The 16,617-nt window shown below is 41.5% G+C and carries 17 protein-coding genes and 1 tRNA gene; 2 read left to right on the top strand and 16 right to left on the bottom strand.

The window, feature by feature from the left end:
- Positions 1-155: 155 nt before the first annotated feature.
- Positions 156-1,019, bottom strand: a complete 864-nt coding sequence (gene fba, locus ACESPO_RS05635; RefSeq protein WP_009263083.1) for a class II fructose-1,6-bisphosphate aldolase — start codon at positions 1,017-1,019, stop codon at positions 156-158.
- A gap of 257 nt (positions 1,020-1,276) precedes the next feature.
- Positions 1,277-2,191 (bottom strand): LPXTG cell wall anchor domain-containing protein, encoded by a 915-nt coding sequence (locus tag ACESPO_RS05630; RefSeq protein ID WP_336304596.1) that lies wholly within the window; start codon positions 2,189-2,191, stop codon positions 1,277-1,279.
- Between the two features lie 197 nt (positions 2,192-2,388).
- On the opposite strand from ACESPO_RS05630, the gene ACESPO_RS05625 reads away from it, so the two are divergent.
- Positions 2,389-2,601, top strand: coding sequence for a helix-turn-helix domain-containing protein (locus ACESPO_RS05625; RefSeq protein ID WP_035103059.1), 213 nt, complete (start codon positions 2,389-2,391; stop codon positions 2,599-2,601).
- Positions 2,602-2,712: 111 nt separating this feature from the next.
- On the opposite strand, the gene ACESPO_RS05620 is transcribed toward ACESPO_RS05625, so the two are convergent.
- The 8 genes from ACESPO_RS05620 to murB form a co-directional block, all read right to left on the bottom strand.
- The gene (locus ACESPO_RS05620; protein WP_336304595.1) at positions 2,713-3,006 is read right to left on the bottom strand and encodes a hypothetical protein; all 294 of its coding nucleotides are present in this window, start codon (positions 3,004-3,006) and stop codon (positions 2,713-2,715) included.
- A 312-nt stretch (positions 3,007-3,318) separates the two neighbouring features.
- Positions 3,319-3,390: transfer RNA gene (locus ACESPO_RS05615), tRNA-Glu, on the bottom strand.
- A gap of 211 nt (positions 3,391-3,601) precedes the next feature.
- Entirely contained in the window at positions 3,602-4,981 is a 1,380-nt protein-coding gene (locus ACESPO_RS05610) for a sodium-dependent transporter (RefSeq protein ID WP_270602430.1), read from the bottom strand.
- Complete coding sequence (locus ACESPO_RS05605) at positions 4,981-5,934, bottom strand: diacylglycerol/lipid kinase family protein (RefSeq protein WP_008976694.1); 954 nt, start codon at positions 5,932-5,934, stop codon at positions 4,981-4,983. Before ACESPO_RS05605 ends, ACESPO_RS05610 begins: the two co-directional genes overlap by 1 nt.
- A gap of 69 nt (positions 5,935-6,003) precedes the next feature.
- Entirely contained in the window at positions 6,004-6,261 is a 258-nt protein-coding gene (locus ACESPO_RS05600; RefSeq protein WP_008976695.1) for an HPr family phosphocarrier protein, read from the bottom strand.
- Positions 6,254-7,216 (bottom strand): DNA-binding protein WhiA, encoded by a 963-nt coding sequence (whiA, locus tag ACESPO_RS05595; protein WP_035103098.1) that lies wholly within the window; start codon positions 7,214-7,216, stop codon positions 6,254-6,256. The genes ACESPO_RS05600 and whiA overlap by 8 nt, the downstream gene beginning before the upstream one ends.
- 24 nt (positions 7,217-7,240) lie before the next feature.
- The gene (gene rapZ / locus ACESPO_RS05590; protein WP_009263094.1) at positions 7,241-8,104 is read right to left on the bottom strand and encodes an RNase adapter RapZ; all 864 of its coding nucleotides are present in this window, start codon (positions 8,102-8,104) and stop codon (positions 7,241-7,243) included.
- A gap of 1 nt (position 8,105) precedes the next feature.
- Positions 8,106-9,017: a UDP-N-acetylmuramate dehydrogenase gene (gene murB / locus ACESPO_RS05585; RefSeq protein WP_008976698.1), complete on the bottom strand. Its 912-nt coding sequence runs from the start codon at positions 9,015-9,017 to the stop codon at positions 8,106-8,108.
- 190 nt (positions 9,018-9,207) lie between these two features.
- Here murB and ACESPO_RS05580 point away from each other — a divergent pair, with 190 nt between their 5' ends.
- Complete coding sequence (locus ACESPO_RS05580; RefSeq protein ID WP_009263096.1) at positions 9,208-10,506, top strand: HlyC/CorC family transporter; 1,299 nt, start codon at positions 9,208-9,210, stop codon at positions 10,504-10,506.
- A 72-nt stretch (positions 10,507-10,578) separates the two neighbouring features.
- Here ACESPO_RS05580 and ACESPO_RS05575 read toward each other — a convergent pair whose 3' ends face one another.
- The 6 genes from ACESPO_RS05575 to tuf all read right to left on the bottom strand — a co-directional run bounded on the left by ACESPO_RS05575 (position 10,579) and on the right by tuf (position 16,498).
- Positions 10,579-11,319, bottom strand: coding sequence for a sigma-70 domain-containing protein (locus ACESPO_RS05575; RefSeq protein ID WP_117577100.1), 741 nt, complete (start codon positions 11,317-11,319; stop codon positions 10,579-10,581).
- Between the two features lie 97 nt (positions 11,320-11,416).
- On the bottom strand, positions 11,417-12,211 hold the full coding sequence (locus tag ACESPO_RS05570; RefSeq protein WP_499788584.1) for an N-acetylmuramoyl-L-alanine amidase: 795 nt from the start codon (positions 12,209-12,211) through the stop codon (positions 11,417-11,419).
- 62 nt (positions 12,212-12,273) lie between these two features.
- Positions 12,274-13,890, bottom strand: a complete 1,617-nt coding sequence (locus tag ACESPO_RS05565) for a putative polysaccharide biosynthesis protein (RefSeq protein WP_499788583.1) — start codon at positions 13,888-13,890, stop codon at positions 12,274-12,276.
- A gap of 164 nt (positions 13,891-14,054) precedes the next feature.
- A complete protein-coding gene (locus ACESPO_RS05560; RefSeq protein ID WP_499788581.1) occupies positions 14,055-14,687 on the bottom strand; it encodes an HAD family hydrolase in 633 nt (210 codons plus the stop codon).
- The gene (locus ACESPO_RS05555; protein ID WP_499788580.1) at positions 14,678-15,181 is read right to left on the bottom strand and encodes a methylated-DNA--[protein]-cysteine S-methyltransferase; all 504 of its coding nucleotides are present in this window, start codon (positions 15,179-15,181) and stop codon (positions 14,678-14,680) included. The genes ACESPO_RS05560 and ACESPO_RS05555 overlap by 10 nt, the downstream gene beginning before the upstream one ends.
- Positions 15,182-15,304: 123 nt before the next feature.
- On the bottom strand, positions 15,305-16,498 hold the full coding sequence (gene tuf, locus ACESPO_RS05550) for an elongation factor Tu (RefSeq protein ID WP_009263102.1): 1,194 nt from the start codon (positions 16,496-16,498) through the stop codon (positions 15,305-15,307).
- Positions 16,499-16,617: the final 119 nt, after the last annotated feature.

Below are 16,617 nucleotides of genomic sequence, written 5' to 3'. Positions count from 1 at the left end.
CTTTAATACGATACTCTAATTTCAGAAAAAAAGCAAGGTTCCTAACACTTGTAATTTCTTATAAATATTGATAAGGAAAAAAGATCGGTGCAGTCACACTGATCTTTTTTCCGAAATCTCTTTTCAATTATCTCTGAACAATTCTTCTGCAAATATTAAGCTTTGTTTACAGATCCGAATAATTCCATTTTCTCTTTTACAGTTGCTTTGATTGCTTCTGCTCCCGGAGCTAATAATTTACGAGGATCGAATCCTTTTCCCTGAAGGTCTTTTCCTGCTTCCACATACTCACGAGTTGCTGCTGCAAATGCTAACTGACACTCTGTATTTACATTGATCTTCGCTACACCAAGGTCAATTGCTTTTTTGATCATATCTTCCGGAATTCCTGTTCCTCCGTGAAGTACAAGTGGCATTGCCCCTGTAAGCTGCTGAATCGCATCTAGTGTCTCAAAGCTAAGTCCTTCCCAGTTTTCCGGATATTTTCCGTGGATATTACCGATACCTGCTGCAAGCATTGTTACGCCTAAATCTGCGATTGCCTTACATTCTTGAGGATCTGCACACTCACCTTTTCCTACAACTCCGTCTTCTTCTCCTCCGATAGAACCTACTTCCGCTTCCAGAGACATTCCTTTTTCAGCACAGATTGCTACTAACTCTTTTGTCTTTGCAACGTTCTCTTCGATCGGGTAGTGAGAACCGTCGAACATAATAGAAGAAAATCCTGCTTCGATACACTTCATACATCCTTCAAAGCTTCCGTGGTCTAAGTGAAGTGCTACCGGAACAGTGATGTTCAGTTCTTCTAACATTCCATTTACCATACCTACTACTGTCTTATAACCTGTCATATATTTTCCGGCACCTTCAGATACTCCGAGAATTACCGGTGAATTGCATTCCTGAGCTGTTAATAAGATAGATTTTGTCCATTCCAGGTTGTTAATGTTGAACTGTCCAACTGCATAGTGACCTGCTTTTGCTTTTTCTAACATTTCTTTTGCTGATACTAACATGTTTCTTCCTCCGCTTCTTTTACGTTATTTCACATGCCCTATTATACCTCATATGTAAAAAAAAGGAAACCTTTTTATCACAGAAACTTTCCGGTCGTATCTTGCCTGCTGTTTTAATTAAAATAGAAAAACAAGTGGGTGTAATCATACGTCCGCTCTTTCTTTCCTATGCTCATCTATTTTTTAGTAAACAACGTCCCATACAAAGAAGCCCTCACGCATAAGCGATTAGGCTTCGATCAAATAAAATTATCAAATTATTTCCGTTTCTTTAAGATTGTTGCAAGAGCAACTCTGAGTGAAACAATTCCTGCTCCTGCAACCGGAAGTGAGGAAGCTGTGTCACCAGTTTTTGGTGTTGTTCCCTCTTTCTTTGTTTCTGCTGCTTGTGTCTGAACATTTTCCTTATTTTCTTCTGGTGTTGTTGGTGCTTCTGGCTTCTGTTCCGGTACTTCTGGTGTTTCTACATCTGGATTCTCTGGCTGTTCCGGTTTCTGATCTGGGTTCTCTGGCTGTTCCGGCTTTTGATCTGGGTTCTCCGGCTGTTCTGGCTTTTGATCCGGATTCTCCGGCTGTTCCGGTTTCTGATCCGGCTCTTGTGATTCTCCATTACATACCCAATGTCCCTCTTCCGGGTGATTAATCACCTCATCATATGCTTCTTTTACAAGAACTTGTTCATCCCATGCCGGCTTTGTTTCAATCCAGATATCCTTCTCTTCATAAATAGGCTCCTCACCAACTTGTACATCAACCCATTTAGCCTTTATTATTATACGGAATTCACCACGATCCGCATGATATCCGATATGTTCTCCATACTCTTTAGATAAACCGCCTTCTACAGGATCTTCGTAAAGACCTATATCTATACCACCACATGTTTGACAAATTGCATGCTTCTGTTTTTCGTAAATAGGCTTAGTACCTACTTGTACTTGTTGTTTTTCATAATATCCTTCAGCTTCATGATGAACCGTCTTGTATTCTGCTTCGTGGTGAATAGTTTCCTGCCACGCTTCCTTATCCACTACCCACTCGCAATTATCCCCATGTACATGCTCTTTTTCGCTTGCTATTGCTGATACTTTATCCATCGCAAATACTGTTCCCGTTCCTGCAACAGTCAAAGACATAGCAGCAACCAACGCAACAACAAATTTCTTTCTCATTTGTATCTCCTCCTAAAATTTGCCTTCATGAATCTAAAGACAATATTTAAGAACCCGAATTCTATCCCCTCTTCTATCATCCTTAAATTCAACACATTTTCAACTCGTTCCGAGTTATATTTTTATTTTAACTCGCACCGACTTGAAAGTCAATCCTCAAATTCTTTCTATAATAAAATCAATTTGAGGTGATAACTTTGAATTATGCTGAACGAATGAGAAATTTAAGACAAGATAACGATCTTTCTCAAAAGAAAGTAGCTGATATGCTAGGAGTTGCTCAAACAACTTATTCTCAATATGAATTAGAAAAGCGACCAATGCCTATTGATTATCTGATAGCATTATGCAAATTTTACAATGTATCTGCTGATTATATGCTCGGATTGTCAAATAGAAAGAACCCATAATATTCTGTCAGCGTAACGCTTGCCCCGATGCCCCACCAACCTGTTAGAAGCCGTTGCTCGGGGCATCCTGCAAGACACTGTTTTTTGAATGTAAACAAACAAGGAAATTTGCTATTTATTCATGCCTTTCAACAGTTCCTGCATGATTTTCATACCCGCTTGTAGACCAAGCGCAGTATAAACTTCGGAAACCTCACTTGCCATTTCATTTGCTGAATCTATCAGTTCTGAAACTGTTTTGTTTTCATGTTCTCTTAATACCTCTTCATTTTTACTATAACTTTCTTCTAACTTTTTGTTATAATCTAATTCTGTCTGTTTTGCCTCGATCGCGGATCCATAGAGCAAATATTCTGTAATACCTTGTATAGTTGCACGTCTTAAAATTTCTTTTGTAATGTCCATTGTAAATCCAACCTCCATATTTATAACTAACTTTTCTTTGTGAATACCACTATCTTTTATAGAAAAAATGTTATCTTGCGGTGTGTTATACAACTGCTTTTTATCAGAATCCTACATTTTACAACCAACAGACTATTAAAGGAATTAAAAATTTTAAAGATATTAAATTTTTCATCAAAATTCAACCTCTATTTGACTCGTATACTCCCTTTCCTAAATTTACTCTGATTTTATGCTTGATACCCTGCACTTTTTTGCAACAAAAAAAGTTTCAAAAACCTATATTCACAAGGTTTTTGAAACTCCTAAAAGTGACTCCAAGGGGAATCGAACCCCTGATTCCAGCGTGAGAGGCTAGCGTCTTAACCGCTTGACCATGGAGCCATTCGTTTGGTACCTGTATAGTATAGAACACTTTTTGGGATTATGCAAGTCTTTTTTTCAATTTTTTTCAAATTTTTTAAACTTTTTTGTTTTTCTATTTTTTGCTTCTATACTTGAACAATTCTTATCTATCGCCCAAACCTTCCCTTTATAGATTTTAACAGCAGAAACCAGGCGCTTTTCGCCCCTCGGCTTCTGCTGCTGATTTTTCCTACATTCCTCCGGCAAACATGGACATATATCCCTGCACAAAGATAAACAAGATTACCGCCGGAAGAACAAATGTAAGGTACAACTTCATCGGACGGCCACCCGGGAATTTGATTCCGATTCCGGTATTGGCTTCTTTCAGGAAATGATCCCATCCCCACCCATATTTTGTCACACAGAATAACAGATAGATCAAAGATCCGAGTGGAAGCAGGTTGTTGCTGACAAGGAAATCCTCAAAATCCATAATATTCTTTCCAAGGATCTGTATTCCAGACCAATCTGTCAGACCAAGTATACACGGAAGTCCTAACAGGATCAAAAGCGCACCATTTATGAGCAGAGATTTCTGTAAGGACCACCCCCACATCTCTCTTGCAAATGTGATAATGTTCTGGAACACTGCGATAATCGTAGAAAATGCCGCAAATGTCATGAACAGGAAGAACAGACTTCCCCACACTCTTCCGCCTGCCATCTCGTTAAATACGTTCGGCAATGTTACAAATACAAGTCCCGGACCTTCTCCTGGATTGATTCCAAATGCAAAACATGCTGGAAAAATAATCAGACCAGAAACAATCGCCACCGTTGTGTCAAGTAAACCAACGCTGATGGCCTCTCCAGTCAGTGCTCGTTCTTTCCCAATATAGCTTCCGAAAATTGACAGTGCCCCGATTCCAATGCTCAGTGTAAAAAATGCCTGTCCCATGGCTGCAAAAATCACAGTACCGATCCCTGCCTCTTTCATCTTACCGAAGTCCGGTACAAGATAAAAACGGAGACCGTCCATTGCGTTTGGAAGTGTTAGTGACTTCACCGCCAACACCGCCATAATTACAAACAGCGTAGACATCATGATCTTTGTGATTCCCTCCACGCCTTTCTGAAGTCCAAGCGAACACACACACAATCCTGCTATTGAAATTAATAACATCCAGAAGATCATCGCATTTCGATCAGATGTAAATGTAGCAAATACCTGCTCAACTTCCTTTGGCTTCAGTCCTGTAAATTCTCCTTTGAGCATCTTGAAGAAATACGCAAGCATCCATCCACCGATGGTTGTATAAAACATCATCAACAAATAATTACCTGCCATTCCAAAATAACGATAGCAATGCCATTTTGTCCCTTTTGGCTCTAATTTATTGAAGGAAGTAGCAATACTTCTCTGGCTCGCCCTCCCTACTGAAAACTCTGCAACAACAATCGGCAGACCAAGTATAAATAAGAAAAACAAATATACAAGTACAAATGCTCCCCCTCCATATTTTCCCGTAATATATGGAAATCTCCATACATTACCAAGACCGATTGCACAACCGGCTGAAATCAATACAAACCCCAACCGGGATGAAAATTTTTCTCTCTTTTCCATTAATCCTCTTCAATTCCTTCCTCTAATTGTAACGTATCTGGTTCCTTCATCAGAGATTTGACTTTATCGATAGGCACCATAATCTTTAATTTCTGTCTTTGGTTCTCAATCATCACTTCATCATGTTCCCCTCCGAACTCACCATCCAGTGTCCACGGAATCTCTTCCAGAGACTCCAGTTTCAAGCTGTTTGCCTTAAATGTATACATATGTTTTGTATCAATCTGTTCGATCAGAATCGCTGCGATGATCTCCTGCAATGCTAACGGATTCTTTGGCGTCTTAATCAGAGTCACTTCAAACTCTCCGTCATCAAATACAATACTCTTTCCAACCATATTTCGGAATCCGCCGATCGACCTGGAATTTGTTACCATCCCGAAGATAAATTCATCTTCGATCACCTGATCATCATGCGTCACTTTAATCCGGTAAGACGGCACATTATAAAGGCGCTTCATTCCTTCCAGCACATATGCAAGATGTCCGAGAACATTTTTCACTTCCTGCTTTGTCTGATATGAAACATCTGTAAAAAGCCCGAATGCTGCGATATACACAAAAAAATCGTGGTTAAATTTCCCGATATCACACGGAAAGACAATTCCATTCACTGCCGTATCTGCAGCCTTTAGCATATCTTTTGGAATATGTAAACTTCTGGCAAAATCATTCGTCGTCCCAGTCGGGATATAACCGATTGGAATCTGTTCTTTTCTCTTCATCATCCCGGTTACGACTTCATCAAGCGTGCCATCTCCACCGCTGCACACAACTAAGTCATATTCTTCCTTAAAGTGACGCACTTTGTGATATCCATCCCGGTACTTCTGTGTCGGATAAACGGTCACTTCGTATCCTGCTTTCACAAAAATATCAAGTACATCTGACAGTTTTGGCTTGATCAATCCCTTCCCTGCGTTCGGATTATAAATAAATAATAATTTCTTCATCGCGTTCTCCTTTCTACTATTTTTATAGGATAAAAAAGAGCATATCACATGCTCTTTTTCCTACCTCTTTTACTTTACATTATTTAAAAACAATTCAATACCCTGTGCTGCCTTTTCTTCGTCCTCACCCTCAGTAACTACTGTCAGCTCTTCTCCGCTGTGAACGTTCAGGCTCATCATTCCCATAATGCTTTTGGCATTAATTCTTTTTTCCTTGATCTCAATATAGATTTGGCTTGCATATTGACTTGCTTCCTGAACAAGCAGAGCAATTGGTCTTGCCTCTAGTCCATTGTCAAGTTGAATTGTTACTGGTTTCCTAATCATTGTGTACCTCCTTGTTCGCTCTTACCTTCTCAGCGATCTCACTTAACTTTCTTAGCCGATGATTCACACCCGACTTCCCGACTGGCGGTGTCAGTGCGTCACCTAGTTCCTTCAATGTTGCTTCCGGATAGGCGATTCTCGCAAGAGCAACCTCTCTTAATCCGTCTGCTAATTTTTCAAAACCGATCTCATCTCTGATATATACAATATCTTCCAGCTGTTTGACTGCTGCGGAAACGGTTTTATTAATATTGGCAGTTTCACAATTTACCTTTCTATTCACGGTGTTTCTCATATCTTTTAAAATACGAATATTTTCAAACTCCATCAGTGCAACATGTGCCTCCATGATATTTAGCATATCTGAAATCTGATCTGCCTCCTTGAGGTAGACAACATAGGATTTCTTTCTAAGCACGATCTTGGCACTCATATGCAGACTGTTCATAATATACTGTAATTGCTTCGCCTTGTCTTCAGTCGCACATACCACTTCAAAGTGGTAAGATTTGTAAGGATCACTGATTGAACCTGATGCAAGGAACACTCCCCTTAGAAACGCTCTCCGACAGCATAGCTGACGAATCACCACATTCTTTACAATGGAAAGTTCCTCTCTAATTTCACCCGTATCATCCAATAACTTCACTGCCTGAAGCACTCTCACTGCCTCTTCGTGCCTTGCAATGATAACGGAATAAAAAACACTTCCTTTTTTAAGGTTCTTTCGAATAGAAGTTTCAGTACATATATTAAATGTTTTTTTGATTAATGTAAAGTACTTTCTTGCAACAGTTATATTTTCTGTATGTACCGTCACCCGGTATCTATCCGAACTGGAGATGGAAATTCTCCCGCAGATACTTATGATCGCCGCAAGTTCTGCAATTTGACAATGTCTTGCACTGCTCATATGCGTGGACAGTTCTTCTTTTACTTTTGCTGAAAATGACATTTTTTCCATTTATTTTACTTTTCCCTATGAATCTCTTTCAATATCCCGGTGTTCTACCTTTACTCCATATCTGTCATCCTGCTTCAAAAACTGATACAGTTCATTTGCCAGTGTAACAGATCGGTGCTTTCCCCCGGTACATCCAATTGCAATGACAAGCTGATTCTTTCCCTCTATAATGTAGTTTGGAATCAGAAAGGTAACCATATCTTTTAACTTCTCTAAAAATTCCTGTGCTTTTGGTTCCTTCATCACATACTCACTGACCGGACTGTCATTTCCACTCATCGGCCGGAGCTCTTCTATATAATATGGATTCGGAAGGAAACGCACATTGAATACCAGATCTGCATCATTAGGAATTCCATACTTAAATCCGAACGACAATACTGTAATATACAGATTTTTAAACTCTTTATTCTCTACAAAAATTTTGTTGAGTTCACCCTTTAGTTCCCTTGTCAGCATTTTACTTGTATCTACAATATATGTTGCTTTGGATTTTAAAAACTTTAATTTCTCACGTTCCAGTTCGATCCCCTTATCCAGCCGCTCATTTCCTGCAATCGGATGAGTCCGCCTTGTCTCCTGATATCGCTTGATCAGCACATCATCCCCTGCCTCAAGAAACAACACTTCATAAGCAAATCCAGTGTCATCAATCTTCTTTAACACTTCTTCTAATTCTGTAAAATTCCGCTCATCCCGAATGTCAATCCCAAGAGCCAGCTTATCAATCTCTGAATTGGCCCCACTCAAAAGACTTGCCAGCGCCGGAATCACAGGAATCGGAAGATTATCTACACAAAAATATCCAACATCTTCCAGCATCTTCAATGCAGTGCTCTTTCCCGCACCGGACATTCCCGTAACGATCACAAATCTCATCTTAAAATTCTCCTAACATCTTTACTTCCGGTTCCAGTGTCACCCCGGAATTTGCCTTTACGCGCTCCGATACCTGGCGGATCAGTTCTCGTACTTCCGCAGCTGTCGCATTATCCTTATTGATCACAAACCCACAGTGCTTTTCTGATACCTGTGCGCCTCCTACTTGAAATCCTCGTAACCCGGCTTCCTCAATCAGCTTTCCGGCAAAATATCCTTCCGGACGTTTGAAGGTACTGCCTGCACTTGGATATTCCAACGGCTGCTTTGTCGTGCGCTTCTCTTTGAGTTCATTCATTTTTTCCCGGATTTTTTCTTGCTCCCCATGTGCAAGATGGATTACCGCTTCCAGTACAATGTACTGATTTTTCGCAACCTTGCTTGTGCGATATCCCATATCCAGTTCCTCTCTCGGAATCGTGAGCAGTTCTCCTTCCTTTGTCAGAACTGTCACCTGCTCCAGCACATCTTTCATCTCACCGCCGTATGCTCCGGCATTCATCACTGCAGCTCCTCCGATTGTTCCCGGAATTCCGGAAGCAAACTCAAATCCAGCCAGCGACTCTCCTGCTGCCTTTGCTGCAATTGCCGATAAAAGCGCACCTGCCTGCGCTGTCACAAATTCTCCTTTTACAGAAATCTCACTCATGGATTTGTAAATCTGTATGATAACCCCTCGGTAGCCCTGATCGCTAACAAGAAGATTACTTCCATTTCCTAAAATATAATATGGCATTCCTGCCTCTTTGCATAAGAGAATAATCTTCTGTACTTCTTCTGCACTCTCCGGTGATACAAAGTAATCCGCTGCTCCTCCGACACGGAACGTCACATGGTTTTTCAACGGTTCGTCTGTTAGCACATTTTTTTCTTCGGTCAGCTGTATCAATGCGTCATAAAATTCTTTCTTCATGCTCTATCTCCTGCTTCTATCTATATGCATCATTCATTCTGTTCTTATTCATCCTGTCCCGAAGTATTCCTCCGGGCAGTATCTTTATCATACTATAAAGCCCCCGCAAATTCAATGTACACTTGCAAAATCTCCCGAAATACGGTATATTAGAAGCAAAATGTAAAGCAAAAAAGGAGTGAACTTATCATTGGACTCGAGTGTCGTCATACAATTAATTATTTTAGCCATACTGATTCTTTTATCAGCATTATTTTCATCGGCAGAGACCTCTTTGACAACCTCTAACAAACTAAAAATTCAATCTCTGGCAGACCAGGGAAGCAAGCGCGCCCGCATTCTTCTAAAGATTTCAGAAGATTCTGGTAAGATGCTGAGTGCGATCTTGATCGGGAATAACCTCGTGAACAATGCGGCAACCGCGCTCACGACGTCTCTGATCATTCAGCTATTCGGAAATTCTGCGGTCGGTATTGCGACCGGTGTGATCACTTTATTGATCTTGATCTTCGGAGAAATTTCTCCAAAGACACTGGCAACGATCCATTCCGAAAAGATGGCGCTGCTTTATGCACCGCTGATCCATTTTCTGATGAAGATTTTTACCCCGGTCATTTTTATTGTGAACAAGCTTTCCATGGGAGTTCTGTTTCTTCTGCGTGTCAATCCGGATCAGAAGGTCAACACAATGACCGAACACGAACTTCGGACCATCGTGGATGTCAGCCATGAGGACGGCGTGATTGAATCAGAAGAAAAAGAAATGATCTACAATGTATTTGATATGGGAGATGCCAAAGCAAAAGATATTATGGTGCCTCGTGTCCATGTGACGTTCGCTGATATAAACAGCACTTACGATGAACTGATCGAGATTTTCCGTGAGGACAAGTTTACAAGACTTCCGATCTACGAAGAGACCACTGACAATGTCGTCGGTACAATCAATATGAAGGATCTTCTGTTATACAATTACAATGACAAGAAGGAATTTCATGTCAGAGATATTTTAAGAGAAGCTTATTTTACTTACGAGTATAAGAGCATCTCTGAATTGCTAGTAGAAATGCGACAGGCTTCGATCAACATCGCCATCGTCCTCGATGAATATGGAGAAACTGCCGGACTGATTACCCTCGAAGACTTACTCGAAGAGATTGTTGGCGAGATTCATGACGAGTACGATGAGAACGAAGAGGAGTTTGTCCGTCAGATCAATGACCGGGAATATATCATTGAAGGTTCCATGAATCTTGACGATCTCAACGACAGCCTCGGATTAAATCTTTCCTCTGAAGACTACGATTCCCTTGGTGGATTCATCATCGAACATCTTGACCGTCTTCCTGAACAGGGGGATGAATTGACGACAGATGATGGAATCCGGCTCGTCGTGGAGGCACTCCAGAAGAATCGTGTAGAAAGTGTTCACTTATATATTCCGGAAGGATTCTACGATCGGAAAGAAGAAGACTCTTTCGACTTCTAATCTAACAAAAATGTTGCTGCAATATGGTATCTTACCATTTTACAGCAACATTTTTATTTTCTATGCATTCACCTATTGTTCTCCCAGATTGAGAATATCATTGATCTCTTCTTCCGTCATATCCAGAAAAGCAGATACTTCTTCTATCGTTACATCTCTTCCTGTTTCCTCTTTCAGTTTCTTGATATTATCATCTAAATCTGTATACTTCTCTAAAAGCGTATGGTCTCTTCGCTTCACTTCTGTCTGCTCCTCGATCAGCATCTGCATTCCCGCGCGTACTTCCTCCATAATCTTCCCATGCGCTTCCTCTGCGGATTTCAATTCATCCAGTACAAGCATCAGGCTTACATTTCCCTCCTGGATCAGATCTCCGAGAAATACTTCTTTGTGATACATCTCTTTCGCTACTTCCACAACTTTCTCCAAATACAGCTCGATCAGTCTTCCCCTTGCAAGTGCATCTCCTTCTATCGAGGCTGCAAATAACTTTTGTCTCTCGCCTGCTTCCTCTGCCTTTATTGTTTTGATTTCTTCCATATAGCGTGCGAGATAACGCTTTTCTTCCTCTGTATAGTGCTCCTCTGCCTGTTCTTCTGTCTTCTCAGTAACAGTTCCTCCCTGTTTTACATAGCCTTTGACTGCTACTTTCTGCGACAGCAGATAGTCGCAGACCAACTCCATCTGTTCTCTGGAAAGTCCGTCCTCTGCAAAATATTCTTCTACTTCTCTTACCGAAAGTACATTCTGCGCTCCCTGAGCCTTCTGAAGAATTCCTCCTAGTTTCTCCCGAAATTCTAATCTATCACTCATACTTTTATCCTCTTTTCTGCTTTGTATATTTCCCTATTCTACCTATTTTCCCTGCTTTTGTAAAGCATTATGCTCTATTGCCATGTAGTTTCACTGCTTAATGGATCACAATCGTTGGATATCCTGCCCATTTTAACCGCTGTTCCATCTGCGCTGCCTCCTGCAAAGTCGGATAACTCCCGACCACTACACGGTAAAACCCGTTAGAGTCTTCAATTCTTGCGGGATATTCCTGCTCCTGAAGCTCTCTTAACAAGTTATTTGCATATACCTGATTCCGGAATGCTCCGACCTGGACACGGTATCTTCCTCCTGCTCCTCCGGCAGTTCCACCACTTCCCGGCACGGTTCCACCACTGCTGCCCTCCAAGGTATCAAGAATACCTGACGCGATCGCCTCTGCAATATCCTGAAAATTATCATCAAACAGCTGATTATCTGTGTCTGAATTGATGAACCCAACTTCCACAAGAACTGCCGGCATTTTTGTTCTGCGCAACACGATCAGATTCGGTCTTGCCTTGACCCCGAGATTCACAAATCCAATCGATTCCAGCTGCTCATTGATATTCTGTGCCATCTCATACTTGATCCCAGATTTGTCATAGACAAGTGACTCTACCCCTGATACTGCGTTGGCAGTCGGATAGGAATTCCGGTGAATGGACACAAAAAAATTTACTCCGGCTTTGTTCGCCTCCATTGCCTTCTCATACGGCGACTCATACACATCTGTTGTCCTTGTATACTCTACATCTAATCCGTTATTCTGTAAAATCTGCCCAATCGCTAACGTAAGCTTCAGTGTATCATCCTTCTCCTGTCTACCGTTATATACTGCTCCCGGGTCACGTCCACCGTGCCCGGCATCTAACATAATTGAATATGGCATGTTTCTACTCCCGATAAATTTCTTTATCATTATTCTATGCAGAACATCTCACTTTGTTTCATCTACCGTCTCTCTCTTGCCCGTTCCCTTTTGTATCTTTGTTCCATACGCCGCCTTTTCTCCACAGCTTTCAGCTTAGTCATGATCGTTGTATAAAAACTCAGATAAATCATTCCTCCGATGGCAATAGCAAACAAAAGACTGATCAGATTAGATCCGGTAACAAGCTCCAAAAGATAATAAATCCCACCTGCTGCCACTCCCATCGGAATAGATGCCAGAAGCGGACAGAGATAGGCAGTTCCCCATGGGTTTTTATAATGAATGTACTTCTTCATTGAAATATCATTTAAAATACAGATGACAATTGAATAGACAATCGTTGCCACCAGCACTGCATAAATCCCAAGTGAAGTCAGTTGAAGAAGCGCAACAAGCAGCCCGACATTGATGACCAATGCGATCGCCGCATTCCACATCGGCAGATTTGCCTTGCCGATTCCCTGCAGAACACCATTGGATACATTTGAATTTGTATTAAAAATAATCGTTACTGCGCCGATGAGCAGCAAAGTGCCGGCGGTTCCATTCGTATTCGGAAACAACAGTCTTGTGATCGGATAAGCCAATACTGCAAGCCCTATAGCCGCCGGAATTGAAATAAACATCGATAACTGAGTCGCCTCATCGATCTTCCTTCTGGCCGCCTTCCTCCTATGCTGCGCATACAGTGCAGACACCTCCGGAATCATCGATGTAGGCGCCGCTCCAGCAAGCGTCAGAGGAATATTGATAATCGTAAGAAAATAGACCGAATACTCACCATAGAGTGTACTCACCACCTCCGAGTTTACCCCTTGCCTGCCTGCCAGTTCGGAATACATGACACCGTTGATATAACCGTTGATATTATAGATGAACGAACTGAAAATAATCGGTGTTACAATCAGAAATAAAACACGGAAAATCTCTCGATAACTATCTTCCTTCCCGGTCTGATCTGCTCTCACATGCCGTGCGATCTGTTTTCGGTTGACCTCATAGGCAGCTGCCATAAAAAGCAACGCGATCAATACACCTGCTCCGGTTCCAACGGTTCCTCCTGCTGCCCCCCATTTTGCAATTCCTTCTTTTGTTCCATCGGAAAAAAAATGGATAAAAAGCCATGCCGCCCCGATGCTGACTGCCGCATTGAGAATCTGCTCAATAATCTGGGACAAAGAAGTCGGAAGCATGTTGCTGTGCGCCTGAAAATATCCACGGTATACCCCAAGGATCCCTGACAAGAAAATCGTCGGCGCTAATACCTGAAGTGCAAGAGTCGCTCCCGGCTGATTACTTGGAATCATGTATTTTGCTCCAAACAGACAAAACAGCGCACTTGCACCACTTAAGATCATTGTATAGATCAGCGCACCTCTGAAGAACTTCTGTGCATTCTTATATTCCTTAAATGCCAGCCGTTCTGCAATCACTTTCGATACTGCCTGAGGAATGCTGAAAGATGCGATCATCAGCAAAATCAGATACGCATTCTGTGCAAGCCCATAATAACCAATCCCAATTTCTCCAACAATCTCCGACAGCGGGCTTTTATACAGCAACCCGATCACTTTTGAAATTAACGCCGCAATCATCAAAAAAGAGGCATTTCTCAATAAATTATTCTTTTGTGTCATCCATTTGCTCCTATCTTTCCTAATACAGAAAAAGTGTCATACTCCTTTTAGTATAACACTTTTTTACCGAAAAACCTCTATATTTTTCTCATATCATATCCTGTTTTGCAAAAAGTCATTTTCTTATATCCTTTATCCTTTTGCAAAAAGTATATAAACTGCTCTTAAAAGATCTCAAGAAGTTCCTGAAACTGCCCTATTTCTGCCTCAGCATCCGGCGCCTCACCGAACCCGTATCCCGCAAATATCATCGGTACCTTGGCAATCTCACACGCTTCATAGTCCCCGAGCGTATCTCCGACATAGACCGGAAAATCTAGTCCATTTCTATCTGCAACGCTTCTGATATTCTCTCCCTTTGGACGTTTTGTATTCCCAAAGCATTCCATATCTGTCACAAACTTGCCAAGCCCTGTCTTCTCTAAGAATAACTCAATGTAACCGCTCTGACAGTTGCTGACAATAAACAGAGGATACCTCTCTGCCAGTGTTCGTATAACTTCTATTACCTGTGGATAAGTAATGTCCTCTTCGCTGGCAGCCAGCGCCTCGTGCTCATATCGACAGCATCGCTCCAGGATACGCTCCCTCTGTTCTTCTGTAGCCTCTGGAAGAATATTTTTCGCAATCACATCCATCGTCTTCCCAAATAATCTCTTTAAAATCTCTCCAGTCAGATGAACGTCTGTGATTCCCTCTTCTATGATTGCCTGATTCCATGCACCTGCCACAATCTCTGTCGAATCCCACAGCGTACCGTCTACATCAAAAATAATCCCATCTACTCTCATTTCCATCTCTCGTTTCTTCTCCCTTCCCGTTCCAGCAAATATCGCTTCACATCATCCCCACATCCAAATCCAGATATATCTCCATTCTTATGGATCACACGGTGGCATGGAACAAGGATCAAAATCGGATTCCGATTATTTGCCTGTCCGACTGCGCGGACTGCTTTCGGATTTCCTATACCTGCTGCAATATCTGCATAACTTCTCGTTTCCCCATATGGGATTTTGCGTAGTTCTTCCCATACTCGCTTTTGAAACGCTGTCCCTTCTGCCTTGATTGGAATTGTAAAATTCCTTCGATCTCCCGCGAAATATTCCTGAATCTGGTGGTACGTTTCATATAGAACATCCGAATGCAGATGATAACGCTGTTCAGATTGCTTCTCCGACAACAGAGTAACATTTTCCGTTTCTAAAAAAAGATTTGTCAGATATCCATCTGCTTCTGAAATTGTCAGGATACCGATTGGACTTTGAAATGTGTACGACTGTTTTAACATTTTGTAGCTATCCCTTTTCTCTCTTACTTAAAATACAAAAATATTTTATCATACAAACTGGCAACCTGTCATGCAAAAAGGGACTGCCTTACGGCAATCCCTCAAAATTTATTCATCTTTTAATTATTCGATGATTGTAGCAACTCTTCCTGATCCTACTGTACGTCCACCTTCACGGATAGCGAAACGTAAACCTTGTTCCATAGCTACTGGATGGATCAGTTCGATAGACATTTCTACGTTATCTCCAGGCATGCACATTTCTGTACCTTCTGGTAAGTGGCAAACACCTGTTACGTCAGTTGTTCTGAAGTAGAACTGTGGTCTGTAGTTGTTGAAGAATGGTGTGTGACGTCCACCTTCGTCTTTTGTTAATACGTAAACCTGAGCTGTGAATTTTGTGTGACATGTAACACTACCTGGTTTAACAAGAACCTGTCCTCTTTCGATTTCTGTTCTCTGAACACCACGAAGTAATGCACCGATGTTGTCACCAGCCTGAGCTTCGTCAAGAAGTTTACGGAACATCTCGATACCTGTTACAACAACTTTACGTGTTTCTTCTTTGATACCAACGATTTCAACTTCGTCAGATACGTGAAGTGTACCACGCTCAACTCTACCAGTTGCAACTGTACCACGTCCTGTGATAGAGAATACGTCCTCTACTGGCATTAAGAATGGTTTGTCTGTTTCACGTTCTGGATCTGGGATGTAGCTGTCAACAGCTGCCATAAGTTCCATGATCTTGTCTCCCCATTCTCCGTTTGGATCTTCAAGAGCTTTAAGAGCAGATCCTTGGATGATTGGAGTGTCATCTCCTGGGAATTCGTATTCGTCTAATAATTCACGAATTTCCATTTCAACTAATTCTAATAACTCTTCATCGTCTACCATGTCACATTTGTTCATGAATACTACGATGTAAGGAACACCTACCTGACGAGAAAGTAAGATGTGCTCTCTTGTCTGAGCCATAACACCATCTGTTGCAGCAACAACGAGGATAGCACCGTCCATCTGAGCAGCACCTGTGATCATGTTCTTAACGTAGTCAGCATGACCTGGGCAGTCAACGTGAGCGTAGTGACGGTTCTCTGTCTCGTACTCAACGTGTGATGTAGAGATTGTGATACCACGTTCTCTTTCTTCTGGAGCTTTATCGATGTTCTCGAAATCTGTTGCTGTGTTACCTTCTACTCTTGCTGCAAGAGTTTTTGTGATAGCAGCTGTTAAAGTTGTTTTACCATGGTCAACGTGTCCGATTGTACCAATGTTAGCATGTGGTTTGCTTCTTTCAAATTTAGCTTTAGCCATTTTGAATAATCCTCCTTATTATATGTCTTCTTAACGAAGACAATTCTATTAGTTTCAGTTTAACTCGACTACTTCGATTATATTTCAAATCGCATTGTTTTTCAAGCCTTTTTCTGATT

The organism is Coprococcus sp. HPP0074 (assembly GCF_964238105.1).
Classification (GTDB): Bacteria; Bacillota; Clostridia; order Lachnospirales; family Lachnospiraceae; genus Faecalimonas; species Faecalimonas umbilicata.
This window is presented reverse-complemented; position numbering and strand designations above follow the sequence as displayed.